This is a genomic window from Janthinobacterium sp. FW305-129 (assembly GCF_020858115.1).
In the GTDB taxonomy this organism is placed as follows: domain Bacteria; phylum Pseudomonadota; class Gammaproteobacteria; order Burkholderiales; family Burkholderiaceae_D; genus Janthinobacterium.
Genome location: NZ_JACYMM010000008.1, coordinates 315,889 through 337,466, shown reverse-complemented (window position 1 = coordinate 337,466; position 21,578 = coordinate 315,889). Strand labels below are relative to the sequence as shown.

19 protein-coding genes and 2 tRNA genes are annotated in these 21,578 nt (G+C 63.5%); 12 read left to right on the top strand and 9 right to left on the bottom strand.

The genetic code is table 11. From position 1 onward, the window contains the following. Positions 1–4 precede the first annotated feature (4 nt). From IGS61_RS18420 to IGS61_RS18380, 9 genes are all read left to right on the top strand, one after another. Complete coding sequence (locus IGS61_RS18420; protein WP_034755074.1) at positions 5–694, top strand: response regulator; 690 nt, start codon at positions 5–7, stop codon at positions 692–694. Between the two features lie 11 nt (positions 695–705). Beyond that, the gene (phoR, locus tag IGS61_RS18415) at positions 706–2,022 is read left to right on the top strand and encodes a phosphate regulon sensor histidine kinase PhoR (protein ID WP_230540996.1); all 1,317 of its coding nucleotides are present in this window, start codon (positions 706–708) and stop codon (positions 2,020–2,022) included. 69 nt (positions 2,023–2,091) lie between these two features. Next, positions 2,092–3,288, top strand: coding sequence for a selenoneine synthase SenA (senA, locus tag IGS61_RS18410; protein ID WP_230540995.1), 1,197 nt, complete (start codon positions 2,092–2,094; stop codon positions 3,286–3,288). A 33-nt stretch (positions 3,289–3,321) separates the two neighbouring features. After that, positions 3,322–5,262: a UvrD-helicase domain-containing protein gene (locus IGS61_RS18405; protein WP_230540994.1), complete on the top strand. Its 1,941-nt coding sequence runs from the start codon at positions 3,322–3,324 to the stop codon at positions 5,260–5,262. A 228-nt stretch (positions 5,263–5,490) separates the two neighbouring features. After that, a complete protein-coding gene (locus tag IGS61_RS18400) occupies positions 5,491–6,405 on the top strand; it encodes an NAD-dependent epimerase/dehydratase family protein (RefSeq protein ID WP_230540993.1) in 915 nt (304 codons plus the stop codon). Positions 6,406–6,786: 381 nt separating this feature from the next. Continuing rightward, the gene (locus IGS61_RS18395; protein WP_230540992.1) at positions 6,787–7,170 is read left to right on the top strand and encodes a LiaF transmembrane domain-containing protein; all 384 of its coding nucleotides are present in this window, start codon (positions 6,787–6,789) and stop codon (positions 7,168–7,170) included. Then, on the top strand, positions 7,160–7,969 hold the full coding sequence (locus IGS61_RS18390; protein ID WP_230540991.1) for a LiaI-LiaF-like domain-containing protein: 810 nt from the start codon (positions 7,160–7,162) through the stop codon (positions 7,967–7,969). Before IGS61_RS18395 ends, IGS61_RS18390 begins: the two co-directional genes overlap by 11 nt. A 6-nt stretch (positions 7,970–7,975) precedes the next feature. After that, on the top strand, positions 7,976–9,052 hold the full coding sequence (locus IGS61_RS18385) for a sensor histidine kinase (protein WP_230540990.1): 1,077 nt from the start codon (positions 7,976–7,978) through the stop codon (positions 9,050–9,052). A gap of 11 nt (positions 9,053–9,063) precedes the next feature. Next, positions 9,064–9,792, top strand: a complete 729-nt coding sequence (locus IGS61_RS18380; RefSeq protein WP_230541028.1) for a LytR/AlgR family response regulator transcription factor — start codon at positions 9,064–9,066, stop codon at positions 9,790–9,792. On the opposite strand, the gene IGS61_RS18375 is transcribed toward IGS61_RS18380, so the two are convergent. From IGS61_RS18375 to IGS61_RS18365, 3 genes are all read right to left on the bottom strand, one after another. Continuing rightward, complete coding sequence (locus tag IGS61_RS18375) at positions 9,778–12,033, bottom strand: ATP-dependent DNA helicase (RefSeq protein ID WP_230540989.1); 2,256 nt, start codon at positions 12,031–12,033, stop codon at positions 9,778–9,780. The two genes, IGS61_RS18380 and IGS61_RS18375, sit on opposite strands and share 15 nt — an antisense overlap. Continuing rightward, positions 12,030–13,679, bottom strand: coding sequence for a VRR-NUC domain-containing protein (locus IGS61_RS18370; protein ID WP_230540988.1), 1,650 nt, complete (start codon positions 13,677–13,679; stop codon positions 12,030–12,032). Before IGS61_RS18370 ends, IGS61_RS18375 begins: the two co-directional genes overlap by 4 nt. A 94-nt stretch (positions 13,680–13,773) precedes the next feature. Beyond that, positions 13,774–14,478, bottom strand: a complete 705-nt coding sequence (locus tag IGS61_RS18365; RefSeq protein ID WP_230540987.1) for an SMI1/KNR4 family protein — start codon at positions 14,476–14,478, stop codon at positions 13,774–13,776. 152 nt (positions 14,479–14,630) lie between these two features. Here IGS61_RS18365 and IGS61_RS18360 point away from each other — a divergent pair, with 152 nt between their 5' ends. Together IGS61_RS18360 and IGS61_RS18355 are read left to right on the top strand one after the other, a co-directional pair. After that, on the top strand, positions 14,631–15,848 hold the full coding sequence (locus IGS61_RS18360) for an MFS transporter (RefSeq protein ID WP_230540986.1): 1,218 nt from the start codon (positions 14,631–14,633) through the stop codon (positions 15,846–15,848). Continuing rightward, positions 15,845–16,468 (top strand): helix-turn-helix transcriptional regulator, encoded by a 624-nt coding sequence (locus tag IGS61_RS18355; RefSeq protein WP_230540985.1) that lies wholly within the window; start codon positions 15,845–15,847, stop codon positions 16,466–16,468. Before IGS61_RS18360 ends, IGS61_RS18355 begins: the two co-directional genes overlap by 4 nt. Positions 16,469–16,532: 64 nt before the next feature. Here IGS61_RS18355 and phaP read toward each other — a convergent pair whose 3' ends face one another. From phaP to IGS61_RS18335, 4 genes are all read right to left on the bottom strand, one after another. Further along, on the bottom strand, positions 16,533–17,144 hold the full coding sequence (phaP, locus tag IGS61_RS18350) for a TIGR01841 family phasin (RefSeq protein WP_230540984.1): 612 nt from the start codon (positions 17,142–17,144) through the stop codon (positions 16,533–16,535). A 107-nt stretch (positions 17,145–17,251) separates the two neighbouring features. After that, positions 17,252–17,446: a hypothetical protein gene (locus IGS61_RS18345; protein WP_230540983.1), complete on the bottom strand. Its 195-nt coding sequence runs from the start codon at positions 17,444–17,446 to the stop codon at positions 17,252–17,254. Between the two features lie 47 nt (positions 17,447–17,493). Continuing rightward, positions 17,494–19,755 carry an ATP-binding protein gene (locus IGS61_RS18340; protein WP_230540982.1) on the bottom strand — a complete coding sequence of 754 codons (2,262 nt, stop codon included), beginning with the start codon at positions 19,753–19,755 and terminating at the stop codon, positions 17,494–17,496. A 91-nt stretch (positions 19,756–19,846) separates the two neighbouring features. Then, positions 19,847–20,275: a winged helix-turn-helix transcriptional regulator gene (locus IGS61_RS18335; protein ID WP_230540981.1), complete on the bottom strand. Its 429-nt coding sequence runs from the start codon at positions 20,273–20,275 to the stop codon at positions 19,847–19,849. A gap of 112 nt (positions 20,276–20,387) precedes the next feature. Between IGS61_RS18335 and IGS61_RS18330 the strand changes: the two genes are divergently transcribed. Further along, positions 20,388–21,239, top strand: coding sequence for an SDR family oxidoreductase (locus IGS61_RS18330; RefSeq protein WP_230540980.1), 852 nt, complete (start codon positions 20,388–20,390; stop codon positions 21,237–21,239). Between the two features lie 97 nt (positions 21,240–21,336). Here the strand turns inward: IGS61_RS18330 and IGS61_RS18325 are convergent. Together IGS61_RS18325 and IGS61_RS18320 are read right to left on the bottom strand one after the other, a co-directional pair. Further along, a tRNA-Leu gene (locus tag IGS61_RS18325) sits at positions 21,337–21,421 on the bottom strand. Between the two features lie 82 nt (positions 21,422–21,503). Then, positions 21,504–21,578: transfer RNA gene (locus tag IGS61_RS18320), tRNA-Leu, on the bottom strand.

Genomic DNA, 21,578 nt, shown 5'->3' with positions numbered 1-21,578 from the left:
CTTTATGGCATCTGATAAAACCACGGTATTGATTGTTGAAGATGAGCCGGCCATCGTTGAACTGGTGACCTATTCGCTGCGCGAATCCGGCTGGAATTGCTGTTCCGTACAAAACGTCGCCGATGCCTGGGAATTCATCCAGCACCGCACGCCGCATCTGATCCTGCTGGACTGGATGTTGCCGGACCAGACGGGCTTGCGCTTGCTGTCGCGCATCCGCGCCGACCGCAATTTCGCCGCCATCCCCGTCATCATGCTCACCGCCAAGAGCATGGAAGAAGACAAGCTGGCCGGCCTGAACAGCGGGGCCGACGATTACGTCACCAAGCCGTTCTCGCCGCGCGAGCTGCTGGCCCGCGCCAAAGCCTTGCTGCGACGCAAGAGTCCGGAACATGCGCAGGCGCCGATGCGTGCCGGCAACGTGGCCCTGGACCCCGTCAGCTGCACCGTCATGATGGATGAACAGAAGATCGATATCGGCCATGCCGAATACAAGCTGCTGAAATTCCTGCTGGCCCATCCGGAACGCGTGTTTTCGCGCAGCCAGCTGCTCGACAAGGTGTGGGGCGACCATGTGGTGATCGAGGAACGCACGGTCGATGTCCACGTATTGCGCTTGCGCAAAGCCTTGAAAGAGGCGGAAAGCCTGATCAAGACGGTGCGCAGCGTCGGCTACATGTTGTCTGAAAAGTAAAGCTTGCCTCTATGAATCCGAAATTGCTGTTCTGGGTACCGGCCGCCTTGCGCATGGTGCTGGCGCTGCTGGGCGTGGCCGTCGTCTGGTATCTGTTCGGCGCCACGTATGCGCTGGGCATCGCCTTCGTGCTGATGGCCATGATGGTGTTCGTGCAGCTGTCGTATCTGTTCCAGCTGAGCAACTGGCTGGACAATCCGCAAAGCGCCAGGCTGCCCGACGGCTGGGGCGCCTGGACCAGCATCTTTGCGCGTTTGTACCGCATGCGCCGTGACGACGAGAAAAACCAGGCCGAGCTGACGGAATGGCTGGCGCGTTTCCGCCAGGCCATGCACCTGTTGCCGGACGGCGTCGTCATCATGGACGACGTGCTCTTCCTCGAATGGTGCAATCCTGCCGCCGAGAAACACCTGGGCCTCACCCACGAGCGCGACAAGGGCATGCGCGTGACGAATTTGATCCGCAGCCCCGAGTTCATGGATTACATCATCCTGGGCCGCTACGACCAGCCGCTGACGATCACCTTCCGCAACCGCAAGCTGATCGTGCAGATCATTCCGTTTGAAAACCGCCGCCAGATCCTCGTCACGCACGATGTGACGGAGACGGAACGCATCGAAATGATGCGCCGCGACTTCATCGCCAACGCTTCGCACGAACTGCGCACGCCGCTGACGGTCATCGTCGGCTTCCTGGAAATCGCTTCCGCCGAGCTGGATCTGGACGCCGCCACGCGCGCCGCCCACCTCAAGCTGATGACGGAGCAGGGCCACCGCATGCAGCATCTGATCGAGGACATGCTGACCCTGTCACGCCTGGAATCGGTCGACTATCCGCTGCGCCCCGAGCCCGTGGATGTCAAAAAGCTCATGCAGCAAGTCTTGCGTGACGCCAAGGGCTTGTCGGCAGGCAAGCATGAAGTGACCATGGAATGCAACGGCCCCGACGTGCTGGGCAGCTACGACGAGCTGTACAGCGCCTTCGGCAACCTGGCCTCGAATGCCGTGCGCTACACCCCGGCCGGCGGCACCATCACCTTGCGCTGGCAGGATGGCCCGGCCGGACCGCAATTTATCGCGCAAGATACGGGCATCGGCATCAGCCAGGAGCATATTTCGCGCCTGACGGAACGTTTTTACCGCGTCGACAAGAGCCGTTCGCGCGAAACCCAGGGCACGGGCCTGGGCCTGGCCATCGTCAAGCACGTGCTGCTGCGCCACGGCGGGACGTTGGCGATCCAGTCCGTGGCCGACAAGGGCAGCAGCTTTATCGTCAGCATGCCCAAGTCCGTCGTCACGCCGCTGCAGGGCGAATTGCTCGTCAAGTAAGCGGGGGAGGCAGCTCCCTGTTTCCCCGGCGACTGGTGCAAGCTTGGCATAAGTCGTTACAATCAGGCCATGACTTTAATCAACGCCTCTTTTCGCCATGCCGGCGCGCAGCAACTGGCCCAGTCGCTGCAAGCCGCGCGCCAGGATACCCTTTCCCTGTTCGACTGTTATGTCAGTGCCGGCCTGGACGTGGTGGCGGGCCTGCCCCGTCATCCGCGCCTCACGCCGCCCTTGTGGCAACTGGCGCAGATCGCCTGGTTTGCCGAGTGGTACATCCTGCGCGAAGCGGCATCGAGCCACCCGGCCGACGCCATCTATAACTCCCTGCTGACGCGCGGCGACGACTTGTTCGACGCCAATATGGTCGAGCACCGCGCGCGCTGGAAGCTGGAACTGCCCAGTCCCGGCGCCGTCAAAACGTATTGCCGCGAAGTACTTGACCGCGTGCTCGATAAGCTCTCGCGCGAAGCCAATGTCGACAGCGCCCTGGCGCCGTACCGTCTGGCCCTGGCGCATGAAGACCTGTGTGGCGAGGAAATGCTGGCAGGCTTGCAATGGCTGGGCCTGGAAGCGCCGGAATCCCTCGCCGCCAGCCCGGCCTTGCCGCCCGGGGCGGGGGAGATCGCTTTTCCTGGCGGCACCATCGCACTGGGCTCGCCGCGCGGGGACGGGTTTGCCTTCGACAATGAATCGCCGCCTCATAGCTGCTACGTGGCGCCGTTTTCCATCGATGCTTGCGCCGTATCAAACGCCCAGTTTGCCGACTTCGTCGCCGATGGCGGGTACCAGAACCGCCAGTTCTGGAGCGCGGCCGGCAGCGCCTGGCTGATGCGGCAGGAGCGCTCGTCGCCTTTATATTGGCTGCGCGAAGCGACGCAGTGGCGCACCATGCGTTTCGGCCGGCGCACGACCTTGCCGCCGAATGAAGCCGTGCGCCACATCAATCTGTATGAAGCGCAGGCGTACTGCGCCTGGGCGGGCCGCCGCCTGGCGACCGAGGCGGAATGGGAGTATGCTGCGCTGTCCGGCCACCCGCGCTTTCACTGGGGCCAGGTATGGGAGTGGACGGCGACGCCGTTCGAGCCGTATCCGGGCTTTGCGGTGGATGCCTGGCGCGAATATTCGGCGCCGTATTTCATGCAGCACCAGGTGCTGCGCGGCGCCGCCTTTGCCACGCCGCCGCGCCTGCATTCGCCCCGCATGCGCGCCTTCCACGCGCCCGAACGGGGCGACATCTTTGCCGGCCTGCGCACCTGCGCCTGGTAGCGCGCCGAAAACAGACATCATTTCAGGATACCCTTGAGTACAGATAACGCCCCGCAGTTCATTCCCAAACGCATCACGCCCACGCCGGAACAGGTCGCCATCCAGACGGCGCAAAAGAAAGTGGTCTTGATCGACGCCAATGCCGGCGCGGCCAAGACGACGACCCTGGCCCTGCGCCTGGCCGAGGCGCTGCACCGGGGCCGCGCGCCCGAGCGCATGCTGGCCCTCGTGTTCACCGAGGCGGCGCGCGTGGCCCTGCGCCAGCGCCTGCTGGAAGTGGGCGTGCCGCTGGGCGTCGTCAAGCGCCTGACGATCGATACCTTCGACGCCTTTGCCGCCAAGGTGCTGTTGCAGCTGGAAAATATGCAAGTGGCATCCATGCGCAGCGATGAAGAGCTGCGCCCGGTGGCCTGGGAAGCGCTGGAAGTGGTCTCCGAGAAATACGCTCACCGCTACCCGCTGGAAATCAATACGACCAACGGCGCCATCGCCGAATTCCTGAAACTGCAGTTGCGCACCAAGGCCCGTCTGGATTTCCAAAATCCCGACTTCGAGAGCAATTCCCTCGACGACAACCTGGAGCTGCTGGGCATGTCGCGCACACACTATCTGTGGCTGCGCGAATACGAAGGCTTGCGCGGCGCCGACACGGGCGATATCCAGTTCCGCGCCCCGTTCGACGCCACCTACGACCTCGTGCGCATGCTCGACGGCGACGAACCGCTGCGCCAGCAATTGCCGGCCTTCCAGATCATCGTGGCCGATGAATTGCACGACTTGAACGAAGCGTCGTTCCGCCTGCTGACCATGCTGATACGCCGTGGAAATGCGTTTTTCTGCGGCGCCGGCGATAAGGATCAAGTGATCTACACGTGGTCGGGCGCCGACCACCGCTTCCTGCGCCAGCGTTTCGAGCAGGAATTTCCCGCCTTGCAGCGCCTGCCGCTGACGGCGTCCTACCGCTACGGCCCGCAGCTGGCGCAGGCCGTGGGCGTGCTGAAAAACAAGGCCAGCGTGTCGGCCCTGTCGCGCGCCACCCACATCGAACTGCTCGAGTACGACCATGCGCAGCCGCAAGCGTGCAGCGCGCAGCTGATCGCCGCGCTCGAACACGCGCATGCGGGCACGACGGCCATCTTGCTGCGCGACCGCGACCAGGCGATCCGCGTGGAAACGGCGCTGTTCCAGAGCGGCATCGCGTATGGCCTGGTGGATATGAACAGTTATCTGCTGAGCCTGGAAGTACTGATGCTGCGCGGCATGGTCGCCATCGCCCGCAAGGATTTGCACGCGATCAAGAGCGGCCCGCGCCGCGGCGAGATCCTCGAAGCCCTGGTGGCCTTCGCGGAAATCCCGTTTACGCGCGCGGAGTTGCAGCAAGCCAAGGCCGACGTGGCCAACTACCCGGACTTGCTGGAAGGTTTCTTGACGAACCAGCTGGCCAAGTCGCAGAACCAGGACAAGGCGGCGCTGACCCTGGCCGCAGTCGATTACCTGCGCGCGCTGCCCCCGGACGCCCTGGCGGGCGATGCGCTGCAGCACATCTTTGGCCTGATGCAGCTGGAACAGACGGCGCGCCGCATCTATGTCGACCCGGCCCAGGCGCGGGTCGTGGCCCGGTCCCTGCACGGTTTTATCGACGTGTGCCGCGAAGCGGGCGTGGCGCTGGGCGGCTTTGCCGGCTGGCTGGGCGAGATGGAAGACGCCGTGACGGTGTCGACCGGCAAGGCCAAACTCGTCATCGCCTGCATCGACCAGATCAAGGGCCTCGAATACAACCACGTGATCTTGCCTTACCTGGCCGTCGATGAATTCCCGCGCAGCAAGACCGACCCGCTGGAAGAAGAGAACCGTTTCTATGTGGCCGCCACGCGCGCGCGCGACAGGCTCACCTTGCTCACGCCACAAGATCCCGCCTGGCGCAGCCGCTACATCGCCGCCCTGCAGCTCAAGATTGTTGCGTCCAAGTCATAGATCTTTTGCCGTGCAGCCGCTTTTTACGAAAGATTAAAGCGGGCATACTTTGTTCATGCGATCGCTTTTGATCTGAATTAACAAAGCTAACCAAGGAGGAACGACGCCTAACAAAACCGTAGCGAGCGGCGATGATTTGTGGCTAAGAAGCGCAACCGTGCTGGAGCACGGTGAGCATCGCAGGCCGCAAAGCGCGACGCGCAGTAGGTTTTGTTTGGCGTCCACGGTATGAAGGTATTTTTGACAGGCGCGGCAGGCTTTATCGGCAGTTCCATCGCGGCGGGCCTCGTGCGCGCCGGCCACCAGGTGACGGGCCTCGTGCGCAAGCCGGAGCAGGTGGCCGAGCTGGCTACCATTGGCGTGCAAGGCATCGTCGGCACCTTGAACGACCGCGAGCTGATCATCGAGCAGGCGAAGGCGGCCGATGCCGTCATCAATGCGGCCAGCAGCGACCACCGGGGCGCCGTCGAAGCCATTATTGAAGCGCTGGCAGGCAGCAACAAAGTGTTTCTGCATACCAGCGGCTCGTCCATCGTGGGCGACGCTTCGGGCGGCGAGGGCACGGAACAGATTTATGTCGAAGACAAGCTGCCGGCGCCCACGGCCGACAAGGCAGCCCGGGTCGCCATCGATGATTTGATCCTGGCCAGCGCCGCGCAAGGCGTGCGCGCCAGCGTGTTGTGCAACACCTTGATCTATGGCCATGGCGCCTTGCCGCGCGACAGCGTGCAATTGCCCCGCTTATTGAAACAGGCGCGCAAGAGCGGCATCGTGCGCCACGTGGGTCCGGGCCGCAATATCTGGTCGAACGTGCATATCGACGATGTCGTCAGCCTGTATTTGCTGGCGCTGGAAAAGTCGCCCGCCGGCACCTTTTACTTTGTCGAGTCGGGCGAGGCGGCTTTCTGCGACATGACGGCCGTCATCGCCCAGGCGCTTGACCTGGGGCCTGCACAGGACTGGCCGCTGCCCGAGGCGATTGCCGAATGGGGCTACGAGATGGCGTCGTATGGCCTCGGTTCCAACAGCCGCGTGCGCGGCGAACGGTCGCGCAAGTTGCTGGGCTGGCAGCCGCAGGGACCGTCCGTGCTGGCATGGATCAAGCACGACATGCTGCAGCCGCCGCACGCCACGACTGCTTGATGCACCTCAGCAAAACCGCATCTGTGTGCGCTAGCGAACGGTGCTTTTGCCTGATCGGGAGTATGATGGCTTTGCTTGGTTGAGACGCACTGCCGTGAAGTTGGCGGCATGTTCGATCTTCCAGCAGGTCAGCCGGTCGCCTCAAGGATCGGCACCAGATTTCCGCCGCTGGCGCGCTTGCGCCAGCGGCTGTGCACTGCAACTCCAGGTCGCGGTGTGAACTGCGAACCCCTTCAAGGCCGGCGCTAGCCGGTCTTTTTTTTGCCTGTCGTTTCCTCCGCCGCGCCATTCACCGCCACCTGTCCGCCATTCGCCGAAGCGCCGTTTGCGCGCGCCCCAAATCCGCGTATCTTTACGATCAACCAACTTCAAGGGGTGACCGTGAAACCTGAACCAGCTTATTGCCGCCGTACCCAGCTGCTGTGGGGCGTGCTGCTGATCGCCATCGGCGCCGTCATCCTGCTGGACCGGCTCGATGTGATCTATCTCCACGATTACTATGCACTATGGCATTATTGGCCGCTCATACTGGCCGTCTTCGGCCTCAACAAGCTGCTCACGCCCGTGTCCGCCAAGCAGGTACTGAGCGGCCTGTGGCTGATCTTCTTTGCCGCCTGGTGGTATGTGTCGTATGAAGAACTGTGGAACTTGAATTTCTACAATAGCTGGCCAGCCTTGCTGATCGCCTGGGGCGTGGGCCTCGTGCTGGAACCGCTGTTGAACAAACATTTTATTGCCTACCGGGAGTCCGAGCATGAAAAATAAACCGCCGCTGCACTCGCCATCGCAGATCGTGCTGGGCGTCATCGTTATCGGCCTGGGGCTGCTGTTCCTGCTCGATAACCTCGGTTTCATCAGCGTGCGCTACACCTTCCGCTTCTGGCCCACCATCCTCATCATTTTCGGCTTGCTGAAAATTTCGCAAAGCCATACCCGCTCCGGCTACATTCTCGGCGGCGTGATGGTCTTGCTGGGCTTGAGCTGGACCCTGAAAGCCATGGGCTTGTTCTATATCAATTGGAGCATGCTGTGGCCGCTGCTCATCATCGCCGCCGGCGTGGCCGTGGTGTCGAAATCCTTGCCCGGCGCGCAGCAGCGCCAGCGCCGCCGGCATTTTGCCGCGCCACCCGACGGCACCGCTGCGCCCGACGCATTCGGCCAGCCCAGGAATGGCGCCGTTTCCCTCGACAAGGAAGCAGTATCGGCAGCGCCCGGCACGGGCGGGCAGGCGGACGACGACAGCATCATCGAAGTGACGGCCATCCTGGGCGGCTACGTGCGGCGCGTGTCGTCGCAGCGCTTCAGGGGCGGCGATATCAATGTCATCATGGCCGGCTGCGAAATCGACTTGCGCCAGGCATCGATCGAAGGCGAAGCCGTGCTCAACGTATTTGCCCTGTGCGGCGGCGTCACCATCAAGATTCCGCCCGACTGGAGCGTCGTGCTGCAGGGCACGCCCATCCTCGGCGGCTTCGAAGAAAAGACCATCGTGCCGCCGAACCAGGCCAAGCGTCTGTACGTGACGGGTTACGCCATCATGGGCGGCCTGGAAATCCGCAACTAGGCGCGCATGTCCGGGTCCTTGTCGAAGCGGCGCGGCGCCGTGGTGGTGTTCCTGGTGTGCATTGCGCTGGGCCTGGCCCTGGCTTGTATTTTGGCCAGGGTGGCCCACGCACCGTGGCTCAACGCCATCGTGCTGGTGGTGCCCGCCACGCTCGTGTATGCGATCGGTTCGGGCTTTTCCGCGTTTTACCTGTGCCGCGCCTACCCCTTGCACGCCCGCCATCCGCTCGCCATCGCCGGTGTGATGGGCGTGGCGGCCCTGTTCGCGGGCTTGCTGTGGGCTACTTTGCTGCAGTTTTTGAACAGCATCAGCCTGTTGCCGGATGTGCGCTGGCTGGGCGTGAACCTGACGCAGTCGCTGCTGGCCCTGTTCTTCGGCCTGGGCGCGCTGCTGTATTGCCTGGCTGCCGCCGTGCATTATTTGTTGCTGGAATTCGTGCGTGCCAGGATGGCCGAACAGCGGGGGCTGGAAGCGCAACTGACGGCGCAGGAAGCGCAATTGCGCATGCTGCGCACGCAGATCGATCCGCATTTCCTGTTCAACAGCCTGAACTCCATCAGCGCCTTGACGTCCATCAATGCGGCGGGCGCGCGCCAGATGACGGTGCAGCTGGCCAGCTTCTTTCGCCAGAGCCTGAGCCTGGAAGCGCACAAGCACATTACCGTGGAGCAGGAACTGGTGCTGATCCGCCACTTTCTCGCCATCGAGCAAGTGCGTTTCGGCGAACGCCTGCAAGTGGCGGAAGCCATCGACGCCGCCGCGCTGGCGTGTTTGCTGCCACCGATGCTGATACAGCCGCTGGTGGAAAATGCCGTCAAGCATGGTATCTGCGGCTTGACGGAGGGCGGGCTGATCGCCATTGAGGCCCGGCGCGCGGGCAGCCTGCTGCAGATTGCCGTGCGCAACCCGATTGATGCGGATCAAGGAACGGCCCGCGGCAATGGCGTAGGCCTGGAGAATGTGCGCCAGCGTCTGGCCGGCGCCTATGGCCACGAGGCCAGCGTGCACTGGGGCCGGCGCGACGGCCATTTCGAAGTGACGATTTCCATGCCGGCGCAGACCGGCGACACGGAGGAAGCATGATGCAGGCAAGAATGCGGGTCGCCATCGTCGATGATGAATTGCTGGCGCGCAGCGTGCTGCGCGAATACCTGGCGCGCCATGACGATATCGACATCGTGGCCGAGTGCGCCAACGGCTTCGACGCCGTCAAGGCCATCGCGGAACTGGAACCGGAACTGGTGTTTCTCGACATCCAGATGCCGCGCCTGGACGGCTTCGAAGTGGCCGAGCTGATCGGCGCGAAGACAAAGTTGATCTTTGTCACGGCCTACGACCAGTACGCCTTGAAAGCGTTCGAATGCCATGCCCTTGATTATCTGTTGAAACCGTTCAGCGAACAGCGCTTCGAGCAGGCGCTGGCCCATGCGCGCGCCAACCGCAGCTTGCCCGAAACTGTGCTGACGCTGGCACGCGAGGCGGCCACGCGCGCGGCACCGCTGGACCGCGTGCTGATACGCGACGGCGCCAGGGTCCACGTGATCGCCAGCGCCCGGATCGACTATATCGAAGCGCAGGACGATTACATCAGTATCCGTTCCGAGGGCAAGTCCTACCTGAAAAGCCAACGCTTATCGGAGCTGGAAACCCAGCTCGACCCCGCCAAGTTCCTGCGCGTGCACCGCTCGTATCTGCTCAATATCGACGGCATCCGCCGCATCGAGGCGGCGACGAAAGACAGCCACGTGGCCATCTTGCGCGACGATACGAGGATACCCGTGAGCAAGGCGGGGTATCAGAAGCTGAAGTTACTGGTTGGCTAGCTGCACATCCCACCACGTGGGCAAGAGTTGCCGGATTTCCGGGCGTGAAAAGCGGTCGTCGATCAGATACACGACGCCCTTGTCCGACTGTGTGCGGATGACCCTGCCGGCGGCCTGCACCACCTTTTGCATGCCAGGATACAGATACGTGTAGTCGTAGCCGGAACCGAAGAGCTCGCCCATGCGCTGGCGGATCTGTTCGTTGACAGGGTTGATCTGCGGCAAACCGAGGGTGGCGATGAAGGCGCCGATCAGGCGCGCGCCGGGCAAGTCGATGCCTTCGCCGAAGGCGCCGCCGAGCACGGCAAAGCCGATGCCGCGCGTGTCCAGGCCGAAACGGCCCAGAAATTGCGCGCGGGCACTATCGTCCATGCGGCGCGGCTGCTGCCACAGGGGCACGTCGGGGTAATGCTGGGCAAACAGGGTGGCCGTCTTTTCCATGTAGTCGAAGCTGCTGAAGAAGGCCAGGTAGTTGCCCGGCGTTTCTGCGTATTGCTTCGCCATCAGTTGGGCGATGGGCAGCAGCGAGGCGGCGCGGTGCTGGTAGCGCGTGGAAATGCTATCGGCCACGCGCACGGACAGTTGTTCCGCCTGGAACGGCGATTCCACGTCGACCCAGGCCGTGTCGGCCGGCATGCCCAGCGTGTCGCTGTAGTAATTCCACGGACTCAGGGTGGCGGAAAACAGGGCCGTGCTGTGGCTGGCCGCGAAGCGTTCTTTCAAGAACGGCGCCGGGACGATGTTGCGGATGCAGACGGTGGAACCCGTGTCCGTTTTGCTGACGTCGAACAGCGAATGCGCGCCGAAACTCTCCGCCAGGCGGTTGATCAGCAGCACGTCAAAATAAAAGCGCTGCAAGTCCTCGTCCAGCGCGGCAGCGTGCTCGGCCATGTAGTCGCCGATGGCCGTGGCCACGCCTTGCAGGGCGCCAAAGAATTTATCGGGCAAGGCCGCATGCACGTGGTAGTCGCCATCCTGCTCTTTTAATAACGCCGTCCACTGGCGCGAGAGGCGGTCCAGCGGCTTTTTCAAGCCCTCGGGCGCGAATTTGCGCAGCATTTTCAGGTCGGTCTGCGCCAGCTCGGCCGAATACATGCTGCGCGCGCGCGACACCATATTGTGCGCTTCGTCGACCAGCACGTTGACTTTCCAGTCGTGGGCCAATGTCATGCCGTACAGCATGGCGCTGAGGTCGAAATAATAATTGTAGTCGCCGATGACGACGTCGCTCCAGCGCGCCAGTTCCATGCCCAGGTAATAGGGGCAGATACCCTGCTGCAAGGCGATGGCGCGCACGGCTTCCTTGTCCAATATCAAACCGCTGGCCAGCGCCACCTCGCGCGCCAGCGGCAAACGGTCGTAAAAACCCTTGGCCAGCGGACACGATTCGCCGTGGCAGGCTTTGTCGGGATGTTCGCAGGCGCTGGTCTTGGCGCTCAGTTCCAGCACGCGCAAGGGCAGCAGCGGCGCGCTCTCCTTGAGGATGGCGCAGGCGTCGAGCGCCATCTGGCGGCCCGGCACCTTGGCAGCCAGGAAAAACAGTTTGTCGAGGCCATGCGCGGCCGTCGCTTTCAACATGGGGAACAGGCTGCCCACCGTCTTGCCGATGCCGGTCGGCGCCTGCGCCAGCAAGCCGCAGCCGCGGCTGCTGGCCTTGTACATGGCTTCGGCCAGCTGGCGCTGGCCCGGGCGGAAGTCCGCGTGGGGAAAGGCCATGGCCGTGAGCTGCGCGTCGCGGCTGGCCCGGTGCGCCATTTCCTGTTCGGCCCAGTCGAGGAACAGCGCGCAATGCTGCTCGAAGAACAGGCACAGCGCCTCGGCCGTGCATTCCTCGTGCATCACCGTTTCCTTCTGGCTCACGATATCGAAATACACGAGCGCCACGCGCAGCATGGGCAGGTTCAGCTGCTGGCACAGCAAATGGCCGTAGATGCGCGCCTGTGCCCAGTGCAGCTGGCGGTGGTTGGCCGGCATGGCGTCGAGGTCGCCCCGGTAGGTCTTGATTTCTTCCAGCTGGCGGCGCGCCGGATCGTAGCCATCGGCGCGGCCCCGCACGTGCAGGGGGCCGAAGTCGCCGCACACGCTGATTTCGCGCTGGTAATCGTCGTCGCGCCGGCCAGTGACGGTGGCATGGCCGGCCATGCCTTCCTGGGCCGTGGGCGAGGGCGTGAAACGCAAGTCCAGGTCGCCCACCTTGGCCGTGAATTCGCACAGGGCGCGCACGGCGATCGTGTATTTCATGCACCCTCCCATTGCAGGTAGCACACGCTGACGGGCATGGCGTGCTCGGCGCAATAGGCGATCCAGCGCAGCTGGTTGTCTTGCAGGCGGTCGCCGGGACCCTTGACTTCGATCATGCGGTAGCGCCGTTCCGCCGGCCAGAACTGGATCAGGTCGGGCAAGCCGCTGCGGTTGCTTTTGATATCGAGCAAGATGCGTTCGAACGCCTTTTTCAGATGCGCGGCCGGCATGCAGGCCAGCGCCAGATCCAGCAAGCCGTCGCCCAGCACGTCCCAGCTGACGAAGGGCGAGACGATGCCATGCTTGGCGGCAAGCGTGGCGCGTATCGTTGCTTGATAGCTGCCGTCGTCCAGCTGGGCCAGGCAGGCGGCAAAGTCCTTGCTGCGGCGCTGGTAGAAATCGGCGCTGTGCAAGTCGGCCGGGCCACGGTGAAACGGATGGAAGAAGGCACCTGGCATGGCCTTGAAGATGGCGGGCCAGCACAGCAGGCCGAACAGCGAGTTGATCAGGGTGTTTTCCACGTAGTACACGGGAGAGTCGTCCTGCATCAGGTGTTGCTGCACCACCCCTTCCACGTAGCACGCTTCGCCCGGATGCGGCAGCAGCAGGTCGATGCGCTCGATGCTGGCGGGTGCGCCTGCCGCCTGTTTTACGTGGCCCAGCTTGCGCCGCAAGCGGGGCGCCATGCGCTGCAGCAATTGCTGTTCCGCCTCGCTTTCCGGCGCGGCCAGCGCGATCGTCAGGCGTTCGTAGGCCGCTTGCGGCTGTTCATCTTTTTCCAGCACGCGGATGGCGCGGCCCCGGGCGCCCGGGTAGCGGCAATCGGCGTAGGCGCGGTAGGCGGCGGGCCAGTCCTGGCATTTTTCCAGATGCTGGGCGATCTGGAAGCGCAGCTTGTCGCGCCGGCTGGCCAGCCAGGTATTGTCCTCGGGCAATGGCAGGGCGGCCAGTTCCTGCAGCACCTCGTCCGCCGGCGCGCTGTCGTTGTAGCGTTCGCGGCACTGGTGCAGCACTTCATAGTGCTCGATATCCTGGCGCGTGCGAAAACCGCGCGACTCGGGCGAGAATTCCACTTTTTCGTATTGATATACGCCCAGGTCGGACAGCACGAATTCCGACCAGTCCTGGTGATAGTTGCCAAAGTAAATCAGGCGCAGGCGGTCGCACAGCGCTTGCAGGCCGATACGGTACAGCACGTCGCCGGAGGCCGGATGCCAGGCGGAGAACGGTCTGTTTTCCCCATTCTGCCCGCGCAAGGCTTCGAGCTGCTCGGCCTTGCGCGCCGCCTTCAGGGACGGGGCGAGGTCGAAAGCCTGGGCGATTTCCCCTTTCAGCAGTTGCTCGAACAACTCATCGAGCCCAATGACGGGATCGGCTTCCACCCAGCCCGTGGCCAGCAAGGGCAGGGCAGCCGCGCGCGTGTCGCCGATTTCCGGGTAATTGAGCTTGCTGGCGCGAAACAGACAGCCCTTGCGCATGACGAGGCGCACGAACAGGGCGCGCGACGGCTGCGGCAGTGCGCCGAAGTCGGCGATGAATTGCGTTTCCTCAAGACTCAGCAGATCGGCGTAACGGGCGCTGATCCAGCTCAGCACGTCCTGGAAATTATCCAGATAGTACAGGGGATTTTCCAGGACTCTCAACATGGGGATGGCAATAGGGCAAGATGCAAGGTGATCGGTTTTACTGTGTTTATATACAGTTTAAACCTTCATCGGCCGCTTGCCCAGCGATTTATGTTCAGCCAGCCGCGCTGTAGGCAAAACAGCTGTCGAACTTTTCGTAGGGAATGCATTCCGCGCGCAGGCTGGCCAGTTCGATATCGGTCAGCAAGCCCCGGTGCGCTTCCTTGCGTCCTTTCGGCAGCAGCACGTCGTAATCGATGATGTTCCTGGCCAGCAAGGTTTGCAGCACGTCGGCTTGGCGCGCCGTCAGGTAGCGCGCATGGGTGAGCAGGGTTTTTTCCAGCTGTTCCCTGAATTCCTCGTCGCTGACGTCGTTGTAGGTATCCTGGTCGGCCATGCTGTTTAATAACATGTGAAACAGGAAATCCTGCAGGTTTTTCGCCAGGTACTGGGCTTCATTCTCGTCATGCCACAGCAGCACGATGGGCAGCTCGCCGTCCTGTTCGCCTGACGCGAAAAAGCAGTAATGGTCGCCCGCGCCCGTTTGCGCGAACGGGATGAAGCGGAAGGCGGGGTCGATCTGCCGGTAATCGTCCCCGTCAAGCAAGGTTGCCGCTGCTTCGGCAACAGCCTTGATATTGAGCAATTCGAAATCGTCGGCATGCAGCAGCAGGGTGGGTTTATCCTTTAAGGTAGGAAACATCAGCTTGTACCAGTCGGGGCCATATTCGCCCACGGCCAGCATGCCGTCGCGCTCGAGTTGCCGGTACAGCGGGGGATAGGTGAAGCCGTGTTGCTGTTCAATTTCTGACAGTGTCATGTTTGCCCTGTTAAATAAGATTCATGGGGCAATGATAGCCGAGGCGATGGCTTGCACGTTTCATTGTGACAATGCCCAGCATTAATAAACTTTTTTGTTTACTTATGCAGCATGACCACGTAGCCTTGCCAGACACTATTGATCGAGTCCGCATGAAAAACATCATCCTGATTTCCGCCGCCTGCCTGCTGGCGCTGCTGTCGACCATCGGCGCCTCGCTGCCCTACCCGATCCTGCCGCCCCTGTTCGCGGCCGAAGCGCCGAATGCCTTCAACAATTTCCTCGGCTTGCCGTCGAAATTGCTGTTCGGCCTGGCGCTGACCATCAACCCGCTGGGCTTGCTGATCGGCTCGGCCCTGCTGGGGCCCTTGTCCGACCGCTACGGCCGCCGTCCCTTGCTGATGCGCACGGCCGTGGGCGCCGCCATCGGCCACGCGATCACAGCCTGGGCGCTGGTGATCCAGTCCTACCCCCTGTTCATCGTCGCCCGTTTCATCACCGGTTTGCTTGAAGGCAATGGCGCCGTGGCGCGCGCCATGCTGGCCGACCAGCTGACGGGGCCGTTGCGCCTGCGCGCCATGTCGTGGCTGAACGGCGCGTTTTACCTGGGCTGGCTGGTGGGGCCGATCTTGGCGGGCGCGACCCTGGGCTGGGGCGTGACGGTGCCGTTCTGGATCGCCGCCGCCGCGCTGATGCTCGTCGCCGTGCTGGTGGCCGTCGGCTTGCCGCGCGAAACGCCATCGCTGTTGACGACGTCGTGGTGGCAGGTGGCGCGCGACCGCCATTCGCTGAACCTGCTGCGCCATGAGGAGTTGCGCACCCTGTTCATCGTGCAGCTGGCGCTCACCTGCGGTGTGGCCAGTTTTTATGAGTTCTATCCGCTGTGGCTGGTCGAGACGGCCAATTACCATGCGCAGGAAATTGCCTGGGTAAACGTGGGCCTGTGCGGCACGATGACGATTACGTCGCTGCTGGCGGGCGGTCCCAGCCGCCATGCGCCGCTGCTGCGCGCCAGCTGGTATGCGTGCGGCGTGGCGCTGGCCGTGGGGATTTTGGCGCTGGGCAATATCTGGGTGGGTATCGCCGCCATCGTGCTGTTCGGCATTCCGAATGCGCTGTACAACACGGTCATACAGGGCTGGTGCGCCGAGCGCTTCAGTGCGCACGGACAGGGCGCCGTGATGGGCTTGCTGGCCACCACCTTTTGCATCGCCAACATCATCGTCGCCCTCAGCGGCTCCGTGCTGACCCTGATCGACACGCGGCTGATCCTCGTCGCGGGCGCCTTGTCCGCCGCCTGGGCCGCGTGGCGCATGGCGGCCTGGCGCCGCCAGCTGGCCGGCGAGGTTGACGCCAAGGCGGTGGCATGAACACTGCCGAACAGACCCTGTTCCTGCTGAAGATGCGCGGGCCGCAGACGGCGCAGCAACTGGCGGCCTTGCTCGATATCACCTCCATGGGTGCGCGGCGCCAGCTGGAAGCGGCGCTAGAGCGTGGCCTGGTGGACTTCGAGGACGTGGCCGACAAGGTGGGGCGCCCGTCGCGGCGCTGGCAACTGACACCGGCCGGCCACGCGCGCTATCCCGACCGCCATGCCGGCCTGACCCTGGAATTGATCGCGCAAGTGAAAACCCTGTTCGGCGAGGAAGGCCTGGATAAACTGATCGGCGCGCGCGAGCGCAGCAGCGAAGCCGCTTATGGCAAGCTCATCGACCCGCAGCTTGCGCTGGCGCAACGGGTGGACAGCCTGGCGCGCGCGCGCGATGGCGAGGGCTACATGGCCCACGCGGTGCCGCAGGACGATGGCAGCGTCTTGCTGGTGGAAAACCATTGCCCGATTTGCGCGGCAGCCACGGCATGCCAGAATTTCTGCCGCTCCGAGCTGGCCATCTTTCAGCGGGTATTGGGGGACGATTGCACGGTGGAGCGCAGCGAGTATTTGCTGGAGGGAGGGAGGCGCTGCGTGTACCGGATCGTGCCGGTGGGGTAAAACCCGGCAAAGGCCGGGATCGTACCCTGCAGGGTACGACACCGGTATCTGCTCCTGGGGCTTGTTACTTTTTAGCCGCTTTCGGCTTGGCGGCAGGGGCCGCCTTTTCAGCCGCGGCGGTGGCACCGGCCGTGGCTTTTTCCGAAGCCTGCGCCACTTGCGCGCTGGCCTTGGCGATCTGCTCTTCCACGGTCTTCACGGCCTGTTTCGTGGCCTTGGTCACTTGTTCGTAGCCGAGGAAGGCGTTGTCGATGGCGGCCTTGACGATGGCGACGGCGTTTTCCGAGCCGGGCGGCACGTTTTTCGTGACGTCGTAGATCAGGGCGCTCAGATTGCTTTTCGCTTCGGCCACGTGGGCTTCGGCGGCTGTGGTGAATTCCGTGTGGATTTCCTTGATGATGTCGTCGAGTTGCTGTTTATATGCTTTTGCGCCTGCCACGCCCGGTTGCAGCTGGGCAGCGGCGGCAGCCATGGCGGCCTTCGGATCCTTTGCCTGGCTGATTTCCTTGCCGGCGGCAAGGCCATCCTCGATGCCGGACCTGGCGGTGGCCATGTTCAAGGCCAGCACCTGCTCCACGCCTTGCACGGCCTTGGAGGTGAGGGTGTTGAAGGTCATCAGCTGGAATTCAAACAGGGCCTTGGTGGCCGATGCGAATTGTTCGGGATTCGTAAACATGTGGTCTCCTCGGTTTGAATAGATACGTTCTTATCGTTCCATACTCTTTCGACGCCGCAATGCCATCGCTTGATCTCAAGCCGGTGCCCCGTGTGGTCATGGCCCCATTATTTAACAAGCGCCGGTTTTTCGCAACGGCTATCTTTGTACGGTCCCGAGGCCAGTTCCCAGCCAAATCCCAGGGTGGACTGGGCGCACGCCAGGGTCCCGTCGATCTTGCTGCGCCATTGGTACCAGGGCGCCGGTCCGGCCGAGGCGTATGCGCAGGCAGCCAGCAGGGCCGTGGCAATCAGGTATTTCATAGTTGCTCCGAAAGAAAAGCTTGCCGGCATTGTAGCGCGCCGGCCGTTCAGGGGGCGGGCGATTGCGGCGCCGCGGCGGGCAGTTGCAGGGTGAAGGTGGTGCCGCTGGTGCCGCTGGCGTCCCCGGTGCTGCTGGTGGCGTCGATATGGCCGCCCAGCACGCCCGTGACGATGTTGTGTGCCACGTGCAAGCCCAGGCCCGAGCCGCCGGAACCGAGCTTGGTCGTGAAGAAGGGGTCATAAACGTGCACGAGGTCGTCGGCGGCGATGCCCACGCCCGTGTCGGCGATGGACAGGGTGATCGTCTGCCCGTCGTCGCTGCCGCGCGCGGTAATGGCGATGGTGCCGCCGCTGCGGCCCTCGAAGGCGTGGCGCAGGCAGTTTTCCAGCAGGTTGCTGAGCACCTGGCCCAGCGGGCCGGGATAGCTGTCCATGGCCAGGCCGTCCGGCACGTCCTGCGTCAGGCTCAGGCCGGCGGCCTTGAGCGGCGTGGACAGGGGCAGCATCAGCTCGGCCACGAACTGGCGCAGCAAGAAGTGGCGGCGCTGCGAGCTGGCGCGGTCGACGGCGATCTGCTTGAAGCTCGACACCAGGTCGGCGGCGCGCTGCAGGTTGCGCAGCATGATGGCGTCCGCCTCGCTGGCCTGGGTCAGGTAGGCGCCCAGTTCCGAGCGGCGCAAGCCATCGAGGAAGCTGGCCTGGATTTCGCGCGTGCGTTCGGCCATCGTGGTGGCCACCACCAGGCCATTGCCGATCGGCGTATTGAGTTCATGCGCGATGCCGGCCACCAGTGCGCCGAGCGCGGCCAGCTTGTCGCGGCGTACCAGTTCTTCTTGCGTGATGGACAGGTTTTCCAGTGCGGCGGCCAATTCGCGGTTCGCCTGCTCCGAGTGTTCCTTGGCTTGCGTCAGGGCCGCCGTGCGTTCGACCACCAGCTCTTCCAGGTGGGCGCGGTGGCGCTGCAGCTCGCGTTCGTGGCGCATGCGGCCAATCGCGATGCCGGCCAGGTCGGTGGCCGTGTCGATCAGCTCCTCTTCGCGCGCATCGGGCTGGCGCACTTCGCGGTAGTACATGGCAAAGGAACCGAGCACGGCGCCATCCTGTCCGAAGATGGGGCGCGACCAGCAGGCGCGCAAGCCGAACGGCGCGGCCAGCTCGCGGTAGGGCGCCCACAGCGGGTCGTGCATGATGTCGCTGACCACCACCGGTTCGCGCAGGAACATGGCGGTGCCGCAAGAACCCACGCCGGGGCCGATGGCGACGCCTTCGAGCAGGGCCATGTACTCGGGCGGCAGGCTGGGGCCGGCCGTGCTGTGCATGTGGACGCCGTCGTCGTCGAGCAGCATGATGGAGCAGACCACGCCGCGCGACTGGCCCTCGATCAGCAGCAGCAGCTGGTTCAGCGTAGGGACCAGGGGCGCACCCTTGGCGACCATTTCCAGCAGGGCGCTCTGGCCCGAGCGCATCGCTTCGGCGAGGTTGCGCTCGGTCAAGTCGATGATGCGCGCATGCACGAGCTGGCGGCCCGGCACGGACAATCGCATCAGGCGGATTTCGCAGGCGATCGGGTGGCTGTCGCGGTGGCAGCAGCTGGCGCGGAAGACGACGATCTTGCCTTGCAGGGTATCCTGGATCTTTTCTTCCAGCAATTGCGGCGAGGCGCGGCCATCGCCCTGATGCTGGGGAAACAGCGGCTCCATGCCGCCTTGCAACAGCTCGGCCAGCGGCATGCCGAACAGGTCTTCGGCCAGGTGGTTGGCGTCGATCAGCAGCTTGTTGTCGATATCGAACAGCAGCACGGCGTCGGGCGAACCGGCCAGGATCGAGTGGTAATTGACTTCCAGCGTTTGCGGATGCACGGGGCGCGGCGGCGTGGCGGGCGTGGCGAAGGGACGGACGGCGGGCGCCTCGGCCTTGTGCAGCGCCAGTTCCATGAGGATTTTTTCCGCCACGTCGCGCGCATTGAAGGGCATCTTGATGTAGTCGGACGCGCCGGCACCCACGCTGCGCCCCTGCTCCTCGGCGCTGGGGGTGGCCGACATCAGCAGCAGCGGCACGCTGTGGCGTCCGCCCGCATTGCGCAGGCGCATGCAGGTGGCGCCGATATTCGTGCCCGCCAGGGCCGCGTCGAGCAGGATCAGGTCCGTGCCGCCGGCTGCCAGTTCCACGCCTTCGTCGATATCGCCCGCCAGTCCCGTGCCCAGGTTATGCCGGTCCAGCACATACAGCAGTTCGCGCACTTCGTTCGGCGAATTGCTGACCAGTAGCACATTGGCCCGGTCGGTGATGGAAGATATCAGCTGATTCATGGTGTCGCGCCCTTACGCGTTTCATGGGCCTAGTATTACATCAAGGCAAGAAGGAGTAAACGATAATTCTTGATGATCAAAAGCAATCCGTTCAAGCCGCATTTTGCGCTGCCGGTGCCGCTTCCACGCCGGCGCGCGCCTGTTCGATGCGTGGATAATTATCCTCTATCCAGTCGACCAGCACGGCCAGGCGTTCGGCCCCCTCGCGTCCCAGCGGCGTGAGGCTGTATTCCACCTTGGGCGGGATCACCAGATACGCCTGGCGCAGCACGAAACCGTCGCCCGCCAGCGCTTCCAGGGTTTGCGCCAGCATTTTTTCGCTGACGCCGCCCACTTCGCGGCGCAGCTCGCTGAAGCGCCGCGTACCGCTCAGCAGCACTACCAGCACCAGCACGGCCCAGCGGCTGGTGAGATGGCTGAGCACGGCGCGCGACGGGCAGGCCGCCGCCAGCAGGTGCGCGCCCTGGTTCTGGCGGGCGAGGGCGGCGCGCAGGCCGGCGCCGGGAGTGTCTGTGGGCATGATAGTTGGCCTGAAAAAAATTTAATTTACACTTACCAAAAGGTACGTACTTACAATAAGTAAGTAATAGCCCTATTATAGGGTTTTACCACCCACGTACCAAGGAGAAATCATGATCGTCATTACCGGCGCCACAGGCAATCTGGGCCAGCACGTCATCGCCAGCCTGCTGAAATCCGTCCCCGCATCCAGCATCATCGCCGCCGTGCGCAATCCGGCCAAGGCCGCCGGTCTGGCCGCCCAGGGCGTGCAAGTGCGCCAGGCCGATTACAACGACGGCGCCAGCCTCGACGCGGCATTCGAGGGCGCAACGAAAATCTTGCTGATTTCGTCCAGCGAAGTGGGCCAGCGCGCTCAGCAGCACCAGAACGTCATCGATGCGGCCAGGCGCGCCGGCGTGGCCCTGCTGGCCTATACCAGCGTCTTGCGCGCCGACACGTCGCCGCTGGGCCTGGCCGCCGAGCACGTCGTCACGGAAGCGGCCATCCGCGCGTCCGGCCTGCCCTACAGTTTCCTGCGCAACGGCTGGTATCTGGAAAACCATACGGAGCACCTGGCGCCCGTGCTCGAGCATGGCGTCGTGCTGGGCGCGGCGCAAGACGGGCGTTTCTCGTCGGCTGCGCGTGCCGATTACGCGGCGGCCGCCGCTGCCGTGCTGACGGCGGCCCAGCCGCAAGCCATCTATGAACTGGCTGGCGACCACGGCTTTACTCTGGCCGAGTACGCGGCCGAGGTGGCGCGCCAGTCGGGCAAGGCGATCGTGTACAAGGATATGCCGCAGGCGGACTTCAAGGCGGCGCTGGTGAGCGTGGGCGTGCCGGAAGGCTTTGCCGAACTGCTGGCCGATTCCGATGCGGGCGCGGCCAAGGGCGGCCTGGAAGACAATGGCAAGCAATTGAGCGCGCTGATAGGCCGTCCGACGACGGCGCTGGCCGAAGCGGTGAAGGCGGCGCTGGGCAAATAAGGGGAGGGTGCCGCAGGTTGGGGAAACCGCGCGGCATTCTGTAATGAAAAAAGCCGCAAACTCGTGAAAGTTTGCGGCTTTTTTGCGAATTAGGTAATGGTGCCCACGAAGGGACTCGAACCCCTACACCCGAAGGCACATGGACCTGAACCATGCGCGTCTACCAATTCCGCCACGTGGGCACTGATGCTGCTACTACTTGTTGCTGTATCTCACTACTGTGCTGCTTTACTGCGGACTACAACGAAAACAACTCGTTGCTGGTGGTGCCCACGAAGGGACTCGAACCCCTACACCCGAAGGCACATGGACCTGAACCATGCGCGTCTACCAATTCCG

Bases quoted from the DNA above. Each gene is read 5' to 3' on its own strand.
- phoR (WP_230540996.1), top strand. From the start codon at position 706: ATGAATCCGAAATTGCTGTTCTGGGTACCGGCCGCCTTGCGCATGGTG.
- IGS61_RS18380 (WP_230541028.1), top strand. From the start codon at position 9,064: ATGCGGGTCGCCATCGTCGATGATGAATTGCTGGCGCGCAGCGTGCTG.
- IGS61_RS18355 (WP_230540985.1), top strand. From the start codon at position 15,845: ATGAACACTGCCGAACAGACCCTGTTCCTGCTGAAGATGCGCGGGCCG.
- IGS61_RS18370 (WP_230540988.1), bottom strand. From the start codon at position 13,679: ATGTTGAGAGTCCTGGAAAATCCCCTGTACTATCTGGATAATTTCCAG.
- IGS61_RS18345 (WP_230540983.1), bottom strand. From the start codon at position 17,446: ATGAAATACCTGATTGCCACGGCCCTGCTGGCTGCCTGCGCATACGCC.
- IGS61_RS18400 (WP_230540993.1), top strand. From the start codon at position 5,491: ATGAAGGTATTTTTGACAGGCGCGGCAGGCTTTATCGGCAGTTCCATC.
- IGS61_RS18385 (WP_230540990.1), top strand. From the start codon at position 7,976: ATGTCCGGGTCCTTGTCGAAGCGGCGCGGCGCCGTGGTGGTGTTCCTG.
- IGS61_RS18360 (WP_230540986.1), top strand. From the start codon at position 14,631: ATGAAAAACATCATCCTGATTTCCGCCGCCTGCCTGCTGGCGCTGCTG.
- senA (WP_230540995.1), top strand. From the start codon at position 2,092: ATGACTTTAATCAACGCCTCTTTTCGCCATGCCGGCGCGCAGCAACTG.
- IGS61_RS18365 (WP_230540987.1), bottom strand. From the start codon at position 14,478: ATGACACTGTCAGAAATTGAACAGCAACACGGCTTCACCTATCCCCCG.
- IGS61_RS18340 (WP_230540982.1), bottom strand. From the start codon at position 19,755: ATGAATCAGCTGATATCTTCCATCACCGACCGGGCCAATGTGCTACTG.
- IGS61_RS18390 (WP_230540991.1), top strand. From the start codon at position 7,160: ATGAAAAATAAACCGCCGCTGCACTCGCCATCGCAGATCGTGCTGGGC.
- IGS61_RS18335 (WP_230540981.1), bottom strand. From the start codon at position 20,275: ATGCCCACAGACACTCCCGGCGCCGGCCTGCGCGCCGCCCTCGCCCGC.
- IGS61_RS18375 (WP_230540989.1), bottom strand. From the start codon at position 12,033: ATGAAATACACGATCGCCGTGCGCGCCCTGTGCGAATTCACGGCCAAG.
- IGS61_RS18330 (WP_230540980.1), top strand. From the start codon at position 20,388: ATGATCGTCATTACCGGCGCCACAGGCAATCTGGGCCAGCACGTCATC.
- IGS61_RS18420 (WP_034755074.1), top strand. From the start codon at position 5: ATGGCATCTGATAAAACCACGGTATTGATTGTTGAAGATGAGCCGGCC.
- phaP (WP_230540984.1), bottom strand. From the start codon at position 17,144: ATGTTTACGAATCCCGAACAATTCGCATCGGCCACCAAGGCCCTGTTT.